This window comes from Citrobacter sp. CK181 (assembly GCF_030333595.1).
Classification (GTDB): domain Bacteria; phylum Pseudomonadota; class Gammaproteobacteria; order Enterobacterales; family Enterobacteriaceae; genus Citrobacter_B; species Citrobacter_B koseri.
The window spans coordinates 312,275-327,700 of the sequence record NZ_JAOWFN010000014.1; the positions used below are offsets into that span (position 1 = coordinate 312,275).

General features: G+C 52.2%; 17 protein-coding genes. 13 read left to right on the forward strand and 4 right to left on the reverse strand.

The window, feature by feature from the left end:
- Positions 1–13 precede the first annotated feature (13 nt).
- The 11 genes from OGW17_RS15025 (at position 14) to lipA (ending at position 10,742) form a co-directional block, all read left to right on the forward strand.
- Positions 14–625, forward strand: a complete 612-nt coding sequence (locus tag OGW17_RS15025; RefSeq protein WP_049011893.1) for an adenosylcobalamin/alpha-ribazole phosphatase — start codon at positions 14–16, stop codon at positions 623–625.
- 258 nt (positions 626–883) lie between these two features.
- Positions 884–1,201, forward strand: a complete 318-nt coding sequence (rsfS, locus tag OGW17_RS15030; RefSeq protein WP_286452247.1) for a ribosome silencing factor — start codon at positions 884–886, stop codon at positions 1,199–1,201.
- A 3-nt stretch (positions 1,202–1,204) separates the two neighbouring features.
- Positions 1,205–1,672 (forward strand): 23S rRNA (pseudouridine(1915)-N(3))-methyltransferase RlmH, encoded by a 468-nt coding sequence (gene rlmH, locus OGW17_RS15035; protein WP_003022725.1) that lies wholly within the window; start codon positions 1,205–1,207, stop codon positions 1,670–1,672.
- Between the two features lie 30 nt (positions 1,673–1,702).
- Positions 1,703–3,604 (forward strand): peptidoglycan DD-transpeptidase MrdA, encoded by a 1,902-nt coding sequence (mrdA, locus tag OGW17_RS15040; RefSeq protein WP_071259763.1) that lies wholly within the window; start codon positions 1,703–1,705, stop codon positions 3,602–3,604.
- Between the two features lie 2 nt (positions 3,605–3,606).
- A complete protein-coding gene (gene mrdB / locus OGW17_RS15045; RefSeq protein ID WP_012133352.1) occupies positions 3,607–4,719 on the forward strand; it encodes a peptidoglycan glycosyltransferase MrdB in 1,113 nt (370 codons plus the stop codon).
- A gap of 10 nt (positions 4,720–4,729) precedes the next feature.
- A complete protein-coding gene (rlpA, locus tag OGW17_RS15050) occupies positions 4,730–5,854 on the forward strand; it encodes an endolytic peptidoglycan transglycosylase RlpA (protein WP_071259764.1) in 1,125 nt (374 codons plus the stop codon).
- Positions 5,855–5,993: 139 nt separating this feature from the next.
- Complete coding sequence (gene dacA, locus OGW17_RS15055; RefSeq protein WP_012133355.1) at positions 5,994–7,205, forward strand: D-alanyl-D-alanine carboxypeptidase DacA; 1,212 nt, start codon at positions 5,994–5,996, stop codon at positions 7,203–7,205.
- Between the two features lie 106 nt (positions 7,206–7,311).
- Positions 7,312–7,575: a DUF493 family protein YbeD gene (gene ybeD, locus OGW17_RS15060; protein ID WP_000850547.1), complete on the forward strand. Its 264-nt coding sequence runs from the start codon at positions 7,312–7,314 to the stop codon at positions 7,573–7,575.
- Positions 7,576–7,672: 97 nt separating this feature from the next.
- Positions 7,673–8,314: a lipoyl(octanoyl) transferase LipB gene (gene lipB / locus OGW17_RS15065; protein ID WP_047458192.1), complete on the forward strand. Its 642-nt coding sequence runs from the start codon at positions 7,673–7,675 to the stop codon at positions 8,312–8,314.
- A gap of 300 nt (positions 8,315–8,614) precedes the next feature.
- Positions 8,615–9,589 carry a YbeF family transcriptional regulator gene (locus tag OGW17_RS15070; RefSeq protein WP_071259766.1) on the forward strand — a complete coding sequence of 325 codons (975 nt, stop codon included), beginning with the start codon at positions 8,615–8,617 and terminating at the stop codon, positions 9,587–9,589.
- Between the two features lie 187 nt (positions 9,590–9,776).
- Positions 9,777–10,742 carry a lipoyl synthase gene (lipA, locus tag OGW17_RS15075; protein ID WP_012133358.1) on the forward strand — a complete coding sequence of 322 codons (966 nt, stop codon included), beginning with the start codon at positions 9,777–9,779 and terminating at the stop codon, positions 10,740–10,742.
- A 100-nt stretch (positions 10,743–10,842) separates the two neighbouring features.
- Here lipA and tatE read toward each other — a convergent pair whose 3' ends face one another.
- The gene (tatE, locus tag OGW17_RS15080) at positions 10,843–11,046 is read right to left on the reverse strand and encodes a twin-arginine translocase subunit TatE (protein ID WP_012133359.1); all 204 of its coding nucleotides are present in this window, start codon (positions 11,044–11,046) and stop codon (positions 10,843–10,845) included.
- Between the two features lie 129 nt (positions 11,047–11,175).
- Positions 11,176–11,964 carry a deaminated glutathione amidase gene (locus OGW17_RS15085; RefSeq protein ID WP_071259767.1) on the reverse strand — a complete coding sequence of 263 codons (789 nt, stop codon included), beginning with the start codon at positions 11,962–11,964 and terminating at the stop codon, positions 11,176–11,178.
- 91 nt (positions 11,965–12,055) lie between these two features.
- On the opposite strand from OGW17_RS15085, the gene crcB reads away from it, so the two are divergent.
- A complete protein-coding gene (crcB, locus tag OGW17_RS15090) occupies positions 12,056–12,439 on the forward strand; it encodes a fluoride efflux transporter CrcB (RefSeq protein WP_024130549.1) in 384 nt (127 codons plus the stop codon).
- A gap of 54 nt (positions 12,440–12,493) precedes the next feature.
- Here the strand turns inward: crcB and cspE are convergent, their stop codons facing one another.
- On the reverse strand, positions 12,494–12,703 hold the full coding sequence (gene cspE, locus OGW17_RS15095) for a transcription antiterminator/RNA stability regulator CspE (protein WP_000034825.1): 210 nt from the start codon (positions 12,701–12,703) through the stop codon (positions 12,494–12,496).
- Between the two features lie 187 nt (positions 12,704–12,890).
- Complete coding sequence (gene pagP, locus OGW17_RS15100) at positions 12,891–13,454, reverse strand: lipid IV(A) palmitoyltransferase PagP (RefSeq protein WP_012133363.1); 564 nt, start codon at positions 13,452–13,454, stop codon at positions 12,891–12,893.
- Between the two features lie 459 nt (positions 13,455–13,913).
- Between pagP and dcuC the strand changes: the two genes are divergently transcribed.
- On the forward strand, positions 13,914–15,299 hold the full coding sequence (gene dcuC, locus OGW17_RS15105) for an anaerobic C4-dicarboxylate transporter DcuC (RefSeq protein ID WP_012133365.1): 1,386 nt from the start codon (positions 13,914–13,916) through the stop codon (positions 15,297–15,299).
- Positions 15,300–15,426 lie beyond the last annotated feature (127 nt).

The window sequence follows — 15,426 nt, forward strand, 5'->3', positions numbered from 1 at the left end:
CACGAGGAAAAACATGCGACTCTGGTTAGTTCGTCATGGGGAAACCGAAGCCAATGTAGCCGGATTATACAGCGGCCACGCCCCCACTCCGCTGACAGAAAAAGGGATAGCCCAGGCGCAAACGTTGAATAACCTGCTGCGCAATGTCCCCTTCGACAACGTATTCTGTAGCGAACTGGAACGCGCCCGCCACACGGCGCGGCTGGTGCTTCACGACCGCGACGTACCGCAGCGCCTGTTCCCGGAGCTTAACGAGATGTTTTTTGGCGACTGGGAGATGCGTCATCACCGCGATCTGAGCCGCGAAGACGCGGCAAGCTACGCGGCCTGGTGTACCGACTGGCAGAACGCCGTCCCGACCAATGGGGAAGGCTTCCAGGCGTTCTCACAACGCGTAGAGCGCTTTATTGCACAACTTGCTGATTATAAAGATAATAAAAATCTGCTGGTCGTGAGCCACCAGGGGGTTCTGAGTCTCATGATCGCGCGATTATTATCCATGCCCGCCGCCTCATTATGGCATTTCAGGGTTGAGCAAGGATGCTGGAGCGCCATTGATTTTTGTGAAGATTTCGCCACGCTGAAGGTGTTAAACAGTCGGGCTGTCTGGCATCACGGCGAGTGATATTTCTGTTTTTTCTCCTCGGGGGCGTTTCGGCCATTGACACCCCCTGACAGGCTGCTATCCTCCGCGCCAGACTTCTCCCGCCCTTCAGAGCTTTGCAGAAATTGTTTTACAAAAATGGCGATGCAATCTGTTGTGCGGGATGGGATGATAACCCACTTTTAAACGCCCGTTGATGACATTAGTCCCGACATCGCCTCGGGTTCAGGTATACTGACAGGCTTATTTATATTCATCCGTAATACCCAGGGGGAAAACTTGCAGGGTAAAGCACTCCAGGATTTTGTAATCGACAAAATTGATGACCTGAAAGGTCAGGACATCATCACCTTAGATGTTCAGGGTAAATCCAGTATCACCGACTGCATGATTATCTGCACCGGTACATCCAGCCGTCACGTTATGTCTATTGCTGACCACGTTGTACAGGAATCTCGCGCGGCGGGCATGTTGCCGCTTGGCGTTGAAGGTGAAAGCGTAGCCGACTGGATTGTCGTTGACCTGGGTGATGTGATTGTCCATGTCATGCAGGAAGAGAGCCGTCGCCTGTATGAACTGGAAAAACTCTGGAATTAATGCGTGAAGCTTCAACTTGTCGCTGTCGGTACGAAAATGCCCGACTGGGTACAAACCGGTTTTACGGAGTATCTCCGGCGTTTTCCGAAAGACATGCCGTTTGAGCTGATCGAAATTCCAGCGGGCAAACGCGGCAAGAACGCGGATATTAAACGTATTCTCGACAAAGAGGGTGAGCAGATGCTGGCGGCCGCAGGCAAAAACCGTATCGTCACCCTTGATATCCCAGGGAAACCCTGGGACACGCCGCAGCTGGCGACTGAGCTGGAGCGCTGGAAGCTGGATGGTCGCGACGTCAGTCTCCTGATTGGCGGCCCTGAAGGGTTGTCTCCGGCCTGTAAAGCGGCGGCGGAACAAAGCTGGTCACTTTCTGCGTTAACCCTCCCCCACCCGCTGGTTCGGGTGCTGGTGGCAGAGAGTCTGTACCGGGCGTGGAGCATTACCACCAACCACCCTTATCACCGTGAGTGATTATTAAGCCTTGAGTAGATTAAGCAGCGGATGAAACTACAGAATTCTTTTCGCGACTATACGGCTGAGTCCGCGCTGTTCGTGCGCCGGGCGCTGGTCGCTTTTTTGGGTATTTTGCTGCTGACCGGCGTGCTCATCGCCAACCTTTATAATCTGCAAATCGTGCGTTTCACCGATTACCAGACCCGCTCAAACGAAAACCGCATCAAACTGGTCCCTATCGCCCCCAGCCGTGGGATCATCTATGACCGTAACGGCATCCCTCTCGCCCTCAACCGCACTATTTATCAGATAGAAATGATGCCGGAGAAGGTCGATAACGTTCAGCAAACGCTGGATGCGTTACGCAGCGTGGTCGATTTGAACGACGATGACATTGCCGCGTTCAAGAAAGAGCGCGCGCGTTCACACCGTTTTACCTCTATTCCCGTCAAAACGAACCTGACCGAAGTGCAGGTCGCGCGTTTTGCCGTCAACCAGTACCGTTTTCCTGGCGTGGAAGTGAAAGGCTACAAGCGCCGCTACTATCCTTACAACTCCGCGCTAACCCACGTCATCGGCTACGTTTCGAAGATTAACGATAAAGACGTCGAACGCCTTGATAAAGACGGTAAGCTGGCCAACTACGCCGCCACGCACGATATCGGCAAGCTGGGGATTGAGCGCTATTACGAAGAGGTGCTGCACGGCCAGACGGGTTATGAAGAGGTTGAAGTCAACAACCGTGGCCGCGTCATCCGTCAGCTTAAAGAGGTGCCGCCGCAGGCCGGGCATGACATCCACCTCACAATTGACCTGAAACTCCAGCAATATATTGAAACGCTGCTGGCGGGCAGCCGCGCCGCCGTGATCGTAACCGACCCACGGACAGGCGGCGTACTGGCGCTGGTTTCCATGCCGAGCTACGACCCGAACCTGTTTGTGGATGGCATCTCCAGCAAAGATTACTCAGGGTTGCTCAACGACCCGAATACGCCGCTGGTTAACCGGGCGACGCAAGGTGTTTACCCGCCGGCCTCAACGGTCAAACCGTATGTCGCGGTGTCCGCTTTAAGCGCGGGGGTGATCACCCGTAATACCAGCCTGTTCGACCCCGGATGGTGGCAGTTGCCGGGTTCTGAGAAGCGTTATCGCGACTGGAAAAAATGGGGTCACGGTCATCTGAATATCACCAAATCCCTTGAAGAGTCAGCGGATACCTTCTTCTACCAGGTGGCCTATGACATGGGGATAGACCGACTCTCCGAGTGGATGAGCAAATTTGGATACGGGGAATATACCGGCATCGATCTGGCTGAAGAGCGTTCCGGCAATATGCCAACCCGTGAATGGAAGCAAAAACGCTTTAAAAAGCCGTGGTATCAGGGCGATACCATCCCGGTGGGCATCGGCCAGGGTTACTGGACGGCAACCCCGATCCAGATGAGCAAAGCGCTGATGATCCTGATTAACGACGGGGTGGTAAAAGTGCCGCATCTGCTGATGAGCACGGCGGAGAATGGCAAACAGGTGCCGTGGGTACAGCCGCACGAACCGCCTGTCGGCGATATTCACTCCGGTTACTGGGAAATCGCCAAAGACGGCATGTACGGCGTCGCAAACCGCGCGAACGGCACTGCGCATAAATATTTCGCCAGCGCGCCGTATAAAATCGCCGCGAAGTCTGGTACGGCGCAGGTCTTTGGCCTGAAAGCCAACGAAACCTACAACGCGCACAAAATTGCTGAACGACTACGCGACCATAAACTGATGACGGCATTCGCGCCGTATAACAATCCCCAGGTTGCTGTCGCCATGATCCTGGAAAACGGCGGCGCGGGCCCGGCTGTCGGTACAATCATGCGTCAGATTCTTGACCACATCATGTTGGGCGACAACAACACCAATTTGCCTGCGGAAAACCCGGCGGTTGCAGCGGCGGAGGACCAATAATCGTGACGGATAATCCGAACAAAAAAACATTCTGGGATAAAATCCATATCGATCCCACGATGTTACTGATTCTGCTGGCGCTGCTGGTTTACAGTTCATTAGTCATCTGGAGCGCCAGCGGCCAGGATATTGGCATGATGGAGCGAAAAATCGGTCAGATCGCGATGGGTCTGGTCATTATGGTGGTGATGGCGCAAATCCCGCCTCGTGTCTACGAAGGATGGGCGCCCTATCTCTATATTTTCTGCATCATCCTGCTGGTGGCGGTAGACGCCTTCGGGGCGATATCCAAAGGAGCGCAACGCTGGCTGGATCTGGGGATCGTCCGTTTTCAGCCTTCTGAAATCGCCAAGATCGCCGTCCCCCTGATGGTGGCGCGCTTTATCAACCGTGATGTCTGCCCGCCGTCGCTGAAAAACACGGCTATCGCGCTGGTATTGATTTTTATGCCGACGCTGCTGGTTGCCGCGCAGCCTGACCTGGGCACCTCGATTCTGGTCGCCCTTTCCGGCCTGTTCGTGCTGTTTTTGTCTGGTTTGAGCTGGCGTTTAATCGGCATTGCGGTGGTGCTGATTGCCGCGTTTATCCCGATCATGTGGTTCTTCCTGATGCATGATTATCAGCGCCAGCGCGTCATGATGCTTCTCGACCCGGAGACCGACCCTTTAGGCGCGGGTTATCATATCATCCAGTCTAAAATTGCGATTGGCTCCGGCGGCCTGCGCGGTAAAGGCTGGCTGCACGGCACTCAGTCGCAGCTTGAGTTTTTACCCGAACGCCACACCGACTTTATCTTCGCCGTACTGGCGGAAGAGTTAGGCCTGGTGGGAATATTAATCCTGCTGGCGCTCTACATTCTGCTGATTATGCGCGGACTGTGGATCGCTGCCCGCGCGCAAACCACCTTTGGCCGCGTGATGGCCGGTGGTTTAATGTTGATATTATTCGTTTATGTCTTCGTAAATATTGGTATGGTGAGCGGTATTCTGCCCGTTGTAGGGGTTCCACTCCCGCTGGTCAGTTACGGAGGCTCCGCACTGATAGTGCTGATGGCCGGGTTCGGGATTGTTATGTCGATCCACACCCACAGAAAAATGTTGTCGAAAAGCGTGTAAGGGGTGCGCAATGCGTAAGCAGTTGCCAGGAGTCTGCGTCGCGGCAGGAATAATGTTACTCGCGGCGTGTTCGAGTGATGATGGTCAGCAGCAGGTTGCCGTCGCGCCGCAGCCTGCGGTGTGTAACGGGCCGATTGTTGAGATCGGCGGGGCGGAGCCACGTTATGAACCTCTGAGCCCGACAGCAAATCAGGATTATCAACGAGACGGTAGAAGCTACAAAATTGTCCAGGACCCGTCTCGCTTTAGCCAGGCCGGGCTTGCCGCCATTTATGATGCGGAACCCGGCAGCAATTTAACCGCATCGGGCGAAGCGTTTGACCCGATGCAGCTCACCGCTGCGCATCCAACGCTGCCGATCCCGAGCTATGCGCGAATCACGAATCTGGCGAATGGCCGGATGATCGTGGTACGCATTAACGATCGCGGCCCTTACGGTAACGATCGGGTGATTTCACTCTCCCGCGCGGCGGCCGATCGTCTGAATACGTCGAATAACACCAAAGTCCGCGTTGATCCCATTATCGTTGCGCAGGATGGTTCACTGTCAGGGCCAGGCATGGCCTGCACGACAGTGGCGAAACAGACCTACGCCCTGCCCGCGCGCCCTGATTTAAACGGCGGCATGGGCAGCGTCTCTTCCGCGCCGGAATCGGTACAGCCGCAAGGCGATGTCCGGGCGATAAGCAATTCGACGCTGAAAAGCGATGACCCGAGCGGCGCACCGGTCAACAGCAGCGGCTTCCTTGGCGCGCCGACCACGCTAGCCTCCGGGGTGCTCGAAGGCAGCGAAGCAACGCCCGCGCCACAGCCCGCCGCAGCGACACCCGCCGCGCCGGTAACGGCTCCTGGTTCGACTCAGGGCGCAGTCGCTGCCCCGACGCCGACTCCAGCTCCGGCCGCCGCAAGCAGCGGTTTCGTGGTTCAGGTTGGCGCGGTCAGCGATCAAACGCGCGCGCAGCAGTACCAGCAGCGTTTAAGCCAGCAGTTTGGCGTACCGGGCCGTGTGATGCAAAACGGCGCGGTCTGGCGCATTCAGCTTGGGCCATTCGCCAGCAAAACTGAAGCCAGCGCGTTGCAGCAGCGTCTGCAATCTGAAGCCCAGTTACAGTCCTTTATCGCCAGCGCGCAGTAGCCTGCAAAGGGCATCTGAATTGTCAATTTCTGTAAATGACATTAACAAAGTCACGCGGAAAGTCAGATGCCTGCCGGTTATGCTTTTGCTATAGTAGGGCACTTTTTTTAATTCCATCACGGACGTCGTAGTTCAGACCATGAAGACCACTTTTTCCGCTCGTTTCATGCAGCGCATGGCGCTCACCACGGCTCTTTGCGCCGCCTTTATCACAAGCGCGCATGCCGATGACCTGAATATCAAAACCATGATCCCAGGCGTTCCGCAGATCGATGCGGAGTCGTATATCCTGATCGACTACAACTCCGGCAAAGTGCTGGCGGAACAGAATGCGGATACGCGCCGCGATCCCGCCAGCCTGACCAAAATGATGACCAGCTATGTCATCGGCCAGGCGATGAAAGCAGGGAAATTTAAAGAAACCGATCTGGTGACGATCGGCAACGACGCCTGGGCTACCGGCAACCCGGTATTTAAAGGCTCATCCCTGATGTTCCTGAAACCGGGTATGCAAGTTCCTGTTTCCCAGTTAATCCGTGGTATTAACCTGCAATCCGGCAACGACGCCTGCGTGGCGATGGCCGACTTTGCCGCCGGCAGCCAGGATGCCTTCGTCGGGCTGATGAACAGCTATGTGAATGCCCTGGGTCTGAAAAACACCCACTTCCAGACCGTTCATGGCCTGGATGCTGATGGACAATACAGCTCTGCGCGCGACATGGCGCTGATCGGCCAGGCATTAATCCGTGATGTGCCAAACGAATACTCCATCTACAAAGAAAAAGAGTTCACCTTCAACGGGATTCGCCAGTTAAATCGCAATGGTCTGCTGTGGGACAACAGCCTGAACGTTGACGGGATCAAAACCGGCCACACGGATAAAGCAGGCTACAACCTCGTGGCGTCGGCAACTGAAGGCCAGATGCGCCTGATCTCTGCGGTGATGGGTGGACGTACCTACAAAGGTCGTGAAACAGAAAGCAAAAAACTGCTGACCTGGGGCTTCCGCTTCTTTGAAACCGTAAACCCGCTGAAAGTCGGGAAAGAGTTTGCCTCTGAACCGGCCTGGTTTGGCGATACCGATCGCGCCTCGCTGGGTGTGGATAAAGACGTCTATCTGACTATCCCTCGCGGCCGCATGAAAGATCTGAAAGCCAGCTACGTGCTGAACACGGCTGAACTGCATGCCCCGTTGCAGAAAAACCAGGTCGTCGGCACAATCAACTTCCAATTGGATGGCAAAACCATTGAGCAGCGCCCGCTGGTGGTACTACAGGAAATTCCTGAAGGTAACTTCTTCGGCAAAATCATTGATTACATTAAATTAATGTTCCATCACTGGTTTGGTTAAAAATTAAGCACTTGAAAGTGTGATTTCCATCCCCATATACTGAGTATCCTGATAACTCCCACACGCTGTGGGAGTTATTATTTTTTGATGTAATGCCGGAGCTGACATGAAAACCAAACTTAACGAACTGCTTGAATTCCCTACGCCATTTACTTACAAAGTAATGGGGCAGGCGTTGCCTGAGCTGGTTGATCAGGTGGTTGAAGTGGTACAGCGCCATGCGCCAGGTGATTACTCCCCGACGGTAAAACCGAGCAGCAAAGGTAACTACCACTCGGTCTCTATCACCATCAACGCAACCCATATCGAGCAGGTTGAAACACTGTACGAAGAACTGGGTAATATCGATATCGTTCGTATGGTGCTGTAATACATCCGTTCGTTACCCGGCGTTGCCCGGGTAACATCCTCCCCCGCTGTGATATACTTTTCTCCCTCTTTTGTTCATTCTCTACGGAGATGCCGTTTTGTATCAGGATAAAATTCTTGTCCGCCAGCTCGGTCTTCAGCCCTACGAACCCGTTTCCCAGGCCATGCACGAATTCACCGATACCCGCGATGAAAACACGCCCGATGAGATCTGGTTAGTTGAGCACTTTCCTGTTTTCACCCAGGGTCAGGCCGGTAAAGCGGAGCATGTATTAATGCCCGGCGATATTCCGGTGATCCAGAGCGATCGTGGCGGGCAAGTCACCTATCACGGCCCCGGCCAGCAGGTAATGTATGTTCTGCTGAATCTTAAACGCCGTAAGCTGGGCGTGCGGGAACTGGTGACGCTGCTGGAACAAACCGTCGTCAATACGCTTGCCGAACTGGGTATTGATGCGCATCCGAGAGCCGATGCGCCCGGAGTTTATGTGGGAGAAAAAAAGATCTGCTCACTGGGTTTACGAATCCGTCGCGGCTGCTCTTTTCATGGTCTGGCATTAAACGTCAATATGGATCTCTCTCCGTTCTTACGCATCAATCCTTGCGGTTATGCCGGGATGGAAATGGCGAAAATATCGCAATGGGATAATAACGCAACGACGGATAATATTGCCCCTCGCCTGTTGGCCAATATTTTAGCCCTGCTAAACAATCCACCTCATGAATATATTCCTGCTTAATCAATAAAATATAATGACCCACGCAATTCATGGGTCATTAACTATATATTACTTGAATGCTTTACTTCTCCGCCCGGTTTCTATATTTTCGTTATGCCTAAGCTAAAACCGTCAATGACGCAACCTCATCAGCCATCAGAATGAGGGGATTCACCGTGGCTAAAATCTGAATGTACTGTTTGTTACCCTGTTGAAATTGTTACTGATATTGACATTCAGGCGATATTTAAGCCAAATCAAAAATGCAATAAATATAAACCCTACTATTATTTATAACGTGAATAAATTCGGAGCGAGAGCGTGAATGATAATAATCTGCCGGGACGACGTCTAATCGAGCAACGGCCAGAAGACAAACCTCAAATTTTCAGAACGCTGAGAAATATTGACCTTAATCTCTTGACTATTTTTGAAGCGGTATACGTTCATAAAGGCATCGTCAATGCTGCGAAAATTCTTAATTTAACGCCATCCGCTATTAGCCAGTCTATTCAAAAATTACGCGCTATATTTCCCGACCCGCTATTTATCCGTAAAGGCCAGGGCGTGACCCCGACGGCCTATGCAACCCACCTGCATGAGTATATTAGCCAGGGGCTGGAATCTATTCTGGGCGCGCTGGATCTGACCGGCAGTTACGACAAACAGCGCACCATCACGATAGGCACGCCTCCCTCTATCGGGGCGTTAGTCATGCCAACCATCTATCAGGCGATCAAATCCCGGTATCCGCAGCTTCTGTTACGCAACATTCCGGTAAGCGACGCCGAATGCCAGCTCAGCCAGTTTCAGACCGATTTGGTCATCGATACCCATATCTACAGTAGTCGGGCCATTCATCACCATGTGCTGTTTGCCGATACTGTTGAGCTGGTTTGTCGCCAGGATCACCCTTCACTTTCCGCCCCGCTAACCGAAGAAAAGCTGAAAGCGGTCGACCATACTCTGCTGATGCTCGAAGGGCAGAATTTCAGCCTGGTGCGTCAGCGTATCCAGGACCTCTTCCCTGAACGACAAATCAACTTTAGCAGCTACAACATCTTCACCATTGCCTCACTCATCGCCAGCAGCGACCTGCTGGCGATGATGCCTACCCGGTTCTACACCTTATTTAGCCGTTGCTGGCCGCTCAAGCGCATTCCCTATGCGCCACTAAGCGATGAGAGAATCGACTTTTCGCTGCATTACAACAAATTAAGCTTGCGTGACCCGGTGCTGGAGAATGTTATTGATGTAATACGCGATGCGTTTCGAACGGGAGATGTTGCTGCTTAGTCACAGGAGATGTTGGGCAAATGGCACAAAACAACAACTATTTTACATTTTGCCGACCACTCAGGCTGCTTTATGGCCCGTTTCAATGATATACTGCCTGTAGTTAATTCAAAAATAGTTGATAAATGCAACATTCCCTTGAATTGAAACGCTTTCCTTCGTTATTCGCAACTGGAACACGCACGCTATGAGTAAACCCATTGTGATGGAACGCGGTGTTAAATACCGCGATGCCGATAAGATGGCCCTTATCCCGGTTAAAAATGTGGCAACAGAGCGCGAAGCCCTGCTGCGTAAACCGGAATGGATGAAAATAAAGCTTCCAGCGGACTCCACTCGTATCCAGGGCATCAAAGCGGCAATGCGCAAAAATGGCCTGCATTCTGTCTGCGAGGAAGCCTCTTGCCCTAACCTGGCGGAATGTTTCAATCACGGAACCGCCACCTTTATGATCCTCGGCGCGATTTGTACCCGCCGTTGCCCGTTCTGTGACGTTGCCCACGGTCGCCCTGTCGCCCCGGATACTAACGAACCATTAAAACTGGCTCAGACGATTGCGGATATGGCGTTACGCTATGTGGTTATCACCTCCGTTGACCGCGATGATCTGCGCGATGGCGGCGCTCAGCACTTTGCTGACTGCATTACCGCGATTCGTGAAAAAAGCCCGGCAATTAAAATTGAAACGCTGGTGCCTGACTTCCGTGGCCGTATGGATCGCGCACTGGAGATCCTTAACGCTACCCCGCCAGATGTGTTCAACCATAACCTTGAAAACGTACCGCGTGTCTATCGTCAGGTACGCCCAGGCGCCGATTACAACTGGTCGCTGAAGCTGCTGGAGCGTTTCAAAGAGGCCCACCCGGAAATCCCAACCAAATCGGGTCTGATGGTCGGTCTGGGAGAAACCAACGCTGAAATCATTGAGGTTATGCGCGACTTGCGCCGTCATGGCGTCACCATGCTGACGCTGGGCCAGTATTTACAGCCAAGCCGCCATCACCTGCCGGTACAGCGTTATGTTAGCCCGGAAGAGTTCGATGAGATGAAAGCCGAAGCCATGGCGATGGGCTTTACCCATGCCGCCTGCGGGCCGTTTGTTCGTTCTTCTTACCATGCAGACATGCAGGCGAAAGGACTGGAAGTGAAGTGATCGAGTAATACTCGCTTACATTTAACGCATAAAAAACCCGCTTAAACGCGGGTTTTTTCTCTTCAGAGTCAGATGAAGGAGCATCCTGCTCGCGTCATGATCACTCTTTATGAGAGAGTTTCTCAGCCTGAATATCGCCGCCCGCTTCTTTTTTCGCGCCAGCGTCTTCATCATTCATCGCCTTTTTGAAACCTTTAATTGCCGTGCCCAGGTCTCCGCCCAGCGTACGTAACTTCCTGGTACCAAACAGCAGAACGACCAGTGCGGCAACCACCAGCAGTTTGGTAATACTAATCTCACCCATAGATACCTTCTTGACTTAAAATCAGGCGGCTTAACGCGCCATATTAACCTGAGAATATTAACGGTCATTCGACGCGCGCACACAATAGCAATCTGTAACAAGGTGAATCAAGCTTAGTTTAAAAAAACATCATAATAATTGCGGTGGCGCAAAACGACGGTTACGTAAAACGGGAAGTTGCGCCCGAACTTGCCTGACGCGCTCGGCGGAGACCTCGGCCATAATCAGCGCCGGAGTCTCTGCCGCAGCGGCTACTGTGACGCCAAACGGATCGACGATTCGGCTCTGACCGATATTTTTGTTGCCGCACTCCCCTGCGGCAACGATATAGCAGGTTGAATCCAGCGCTCTTGCCGCCAGCAAGGTCGCCCAGTGATGCTCTTTCAGCGCCCCTCTTACCCAGGCGGCAGGCAGCACCAGAATGTCAGCCCCCTGCAAAGCCAGCGCCAGAGCCAGCTCCGGGAAGCGCAGGTCATAGCAGGTCATTAACCCGACTTTGATCCCCTCAACATCCAGCAGCGGAGCAATGGTGTCGCCTGCATCAACGCTGCGGGACTCCTGAATCGAAAAGGCATCGTACAAATGCAGCTTGGCGTAATGCGCAACAATCTTTCCCCCGCACAACGCAACCTGCATGTTGAATGCCCGCCCCGGCGTTGAAGGAACATGAATCGTCAGGATTGTCGTCATCGTATTGCGCGCGCTCTCACGCAGTAAGCAGCGCAAAAATCCGCCCTCCAGTAGCTGCGCGGACTTAACCGACAGATCGGGATCGCGATCGTCGCGAGCCAGCAGCGCCTCAGGCAACACCAGTAAGGAAACGCCATTTTCTGCCGCCTGAGACATTAACGAAACGCATGTTTCGGCGTTCTTTTCCCAGACCGACGCCACGGCAAATTGTCCTGCTGCAACGAGCATACTCCCCTCCGACCAGATTCGTTAAACTCGCCAAAGATGTTTATTCGGCGTTACACTCATCCCATATACAATCAAATAGCAGGAATATTCAGTGTTACAACTCCTTTTAGCAGTTTTTATTGGCGGTGGTACAGGAAGCGTAGCGAGATGGATGTTGAGTATGCGGTTTAATCCGCTTCATCAGTCCATTCCGTTCGGCACCCTGACGGCGAATTTGATCGGCGCCTTCATCATCGGTATGGGCTTCGCCTTATTTAGTCGCATGACGAATATTGATCCGATGTGGAAGGTGTTGATTACCACCGGTTTTTGCGGCGGCCTGACCACGTTTTCCACCTTCTCAGCGGAAGTTGTTTTTTTGCTCCAGGATGGGCGTTTTGGCTGGGCGATGGTGAATATACTGGTCAACCTGCTCGGGTCATTTGCCATGACCGCGCTTGCGTTTTGGCTGTTTTCGGCATCCACCGCGCATTAAGGGCATAAAAAAACCCGCCAGTTGGCGGGTTTTGGAATTCTTGCTGTCGTATGCTTACAGAGCGATTACGTTAGCAGCAGAAGGGCCTTTGGCACCGTTAGTGATTTCGAACTCTACGCGCTGACCTTCAGCCAGAGTTTTAAAACCATTAGTCTGGATTGCAGAGAAGTGTACGAACACGTCTTTGCTGCCATCTTCCGGAGTAATGAAACCGAATCCTTTGGATTCATTAAACCACTTAACGTTACCTTTAATCTTAGACATCAAAATTACCTTTACATGAAAAATAGACACAAATGCTGTGTCGGGTACCAGTACATCAATTGTGGTGCATTTTGTCCAGTCCAACTTTGCCAAAAAGTGATAAATATCGCGTTATTTTTTAGATTTTTTGTACTACCTATTGTTTTATAACGCTATTTTATATACCACTAACAAGGCATATCACTCATCAAAACTGGAAACGCATCCAGGCAAAGTAGACGTTACCGTTGTTATACGTACCGGGGATGTAGGTCATCTGGAACGTTGCCGGACCGTAGCCTATCGAGGCTAACGGCAACAGAACCGGCACCGGAATGTACTTCCAGTTATCACGCGCCGTTGCGCCAGCGGTAAATCCCAGCCCCATGTGGAAGTTTTCATCTGCCAGAGGTCGCCAGGTTTTTTCCCAACCGTAACCGCCGATAGGCTCCCACTTATTGAAGGAGTCTTTAAACGCCATGATGTAAAGCCCATGCCAGTTGCCTTTATCATCCCAGCGAGACTGACCAAACCCTGCCCCCCACGGGCGCTCATTGTAGCGATCCGTTTTTTCTTTATCGTAGGCAAACCGCGCATGCCAGGTAATGGCCGGCACGTACAAATCATAATGCTCGGGTTGTTGCCAGGTTTCCGACACATTATCTTTCAGCGTATCAAACCAGCCTTTATCTGCTGAAAAGGCCTGGGGCAGAAGGGCGAATTGCACAAAGAGAAATGAAAGAACAAGAAAATATTTTTTAGCGACAATCACAACTTAATTACCATCCTGGAGTTCAATACCGATCGTAGCAAAACGAACCTGAATGGAATCTTAACAAAAAACAGGTAACGAAAAATCAGAAAACTCCCCTTTGCAATAGCAAACCCACTTATTTCCCGTTTATTTCATACGGATCATCGCCGTTTACTGAAACTTTTTATCATCAGGAAAGGGAATCTGGCCTGTTATAATTCTGTACACCACCTCACAGTTAACATTGAATTTCCATAAAAATAACAAATACAAAACAAATACGTTTCTACGTAAATTTTTCGCCTGAGAGATTTCATATTCGTTGCCTGCATGAAAAAATAACAACACAGGACGTTTAATCCGTCCTTTTCTTGATTTTAATCAGCAAGGGGAAGCGGTTTATTCGGCACATTTTCACACCACTTTCTGTTCCTTTTTTATTCTTACTTTCTGGGCGTCCAGGCGACAGGGGAAACAATGCTAACGTTTATTGAACTCCTTATTGGGGTTATGGTTATTGTGGGTGTAGCGCGCTACATCATTAAAGGTTATTCGGCAACCGGCGTGCTCTTTGTGGGCGGCCTGGTGCTGCTGATTATCAGCGCGTTAATGGGGCATAAAGTTCTGCCCGCCAGTGAAACCAGTACCGGCTACACTGCAACGGACATCGTTGAATACATTAAGATTCTGTTGATGAGCCGTGGTGGCGACCTCGGTATGATGATCATGATGCTGTGCGGTTTCGCCGCCTACATGACGCATATCGGCGCAAACGACATGGTTGTAAAACTGGCCTCCAAACCGCTGCAATACATTAACTCACCTTACCTGCTGATGATCGCCGCCTATTTTGTCGCCTGCCTGATGTCGCTGGCGGTCTCTTCGGCAACAGGGCTTGGCGTATTGTTGATGGCAACGCTCTTTCCGGTGATGGTCAACGTCGGGATCAGCCGTGGCGCTGCCGCCGCCATCTGCGCTTCCCCCGCAGCGATCATCCTTTCTCCGACCTCGGGCGACGTGGTTCTGGCGGCAAAAGCGGCTGAGATGCCGTTGATTGATTTTGCCTTTAAAACGACCCTGCCGATCTCCATTGCCGCCATTATCGGTATGGCGATTGCCCACTTTTTCTGGCAGCGTTATCTGGATAAAAAAGAGAACATCTCCCATGAAATGCTGGATGTAAACGAAATTACCACCACCGCCCCGGCGTTTTACGCCATTCTGCCATTCACACCGATTATCGGCGTTCTGGTTTTTGATGGTAAATGGGGTCCGCAGCTGCACATTATTACTATTCTCGTCATCTGTATGCTGCTCGCTGCCGTGCTGGAGTTCATTCGCGGATTCAATACACAGAAAGTCTTTTCCGGTCTGGAAGTCGCGTACCGCGGGATGGCTGACGCATTTGCGGGCGTGGTGATGCTGCTGGTCGCTGCCGGGGTATTCGCTCAGGGGCTGAGCACTATCGGTTTCATCCAGAGTCTGATCTCTATCGCCACCTCGTTTGGCTCCGCCAGTATTATCCTCATGCTGGTACTGGTGATCCTGACCATGCTCGCGGCAATGACCACCGGTTCCGGTAACGCGCCTTTCTATGCCTTTGTCGAAATGATTCCCAAACTGGCGCACTCTTCCGGTATTAATCCGGCTTACCTGTCCATTCCGATGTTGCAGGCCTCAAATCTGGGGCGCACGATCTCCCCGGTCTCTGGCGTCGTCGTTGCGGTGGCAGGGATGGCGAAGATTTCGCCGTTTGAAGTGGTGAAGCGTACTTCCGTTCCGGTTATGGTCGGGCTGCTGGTTGTCATCATTGCAACTGAAGTGATGGTGCCAGGCACTTCTTCCGCTGTGGCGGGTGGTTAAGCGAATTAATTTGTAGACGATTCGCCGGGTGGCGGCGTAACGCCTTATCCGGCCTACAAATCTTACCCGTAGGCCCGGTAAGCATAGCGCCACCGGGCGATTCGCCGGATGGCGGCGATAACGCCTT

Excerpts from the sequence above, each read along its gene's own strand:
- OGW17_RS15025 (WP_049011893.1), top strand. The coding sequence starts at position 14 with ATGCGACTCTGGTTAGTTCGTCATGGGGAAACCGAAGCCAATGTAGCC.
- mrdA (WP_071259763.1), top strand. The coding sequence starts at position 1,703 with ATGAAACTACAGAATTCTTTTCGCGACTATACGGCTGAGTCCGCGCTG.
- rlpA (WP_071259764.1), top strand. The coding sequence starts at position 4,730 with ATGCGTAAGCAGTTGCCAGGAGTCTGCGTCGCGGCAGGAATAATGTTA.
- dacA (WP_012133355.1), top strand. The coding sequence starts at position 5,994 with ATGAAGACCACTTTTTCCGCTCGTTTCATGCAGCGCATGGCGCTCACC.
- ybeD (WP_000850547.1), top strand. The coding sequence starts at position 7,312 with ATGAAAACCAAACTTAACGAACTGCTTGAATTCCCTACGCCATTTACT.
- lipA (WP_012133358.1), top strand. The coding sequence starts at position 9,777 with ATGAGTAAACCCATTGTGATGGAACGCGGTGTTAAATACCGCGATGCC.
- tatE (WP_012133359.1), bottom strand. The coding sequence starts at position 11,046 with ATGGGTGAGATTAGTATTACCAAACTGCTGGTGGTTGCCGCACTGGTC.
- OGW17_RS15085 (WP_071259767.1), bottom strand. The coding sequence starts at position 11,964 with ATGCTCGTTGCAGCAGGACAATTTGCCGTGGCGTCGGTCTGGGAAAAG.
- cspE (WP_000034825.1), bottom strand. The coding sequence starts at position 12,703 with ATGTCTAAGATTAAAGGTAACGTTAAGTGGTTTAATGAATCCAAAGGA.
- dcuC (WP_012133365.1), top strand. The coding sequence starts at position 13,914 with ATGCTAACGTTTATTGAACTCCTTATTGGGGTTATGGTTATTGTGGGT.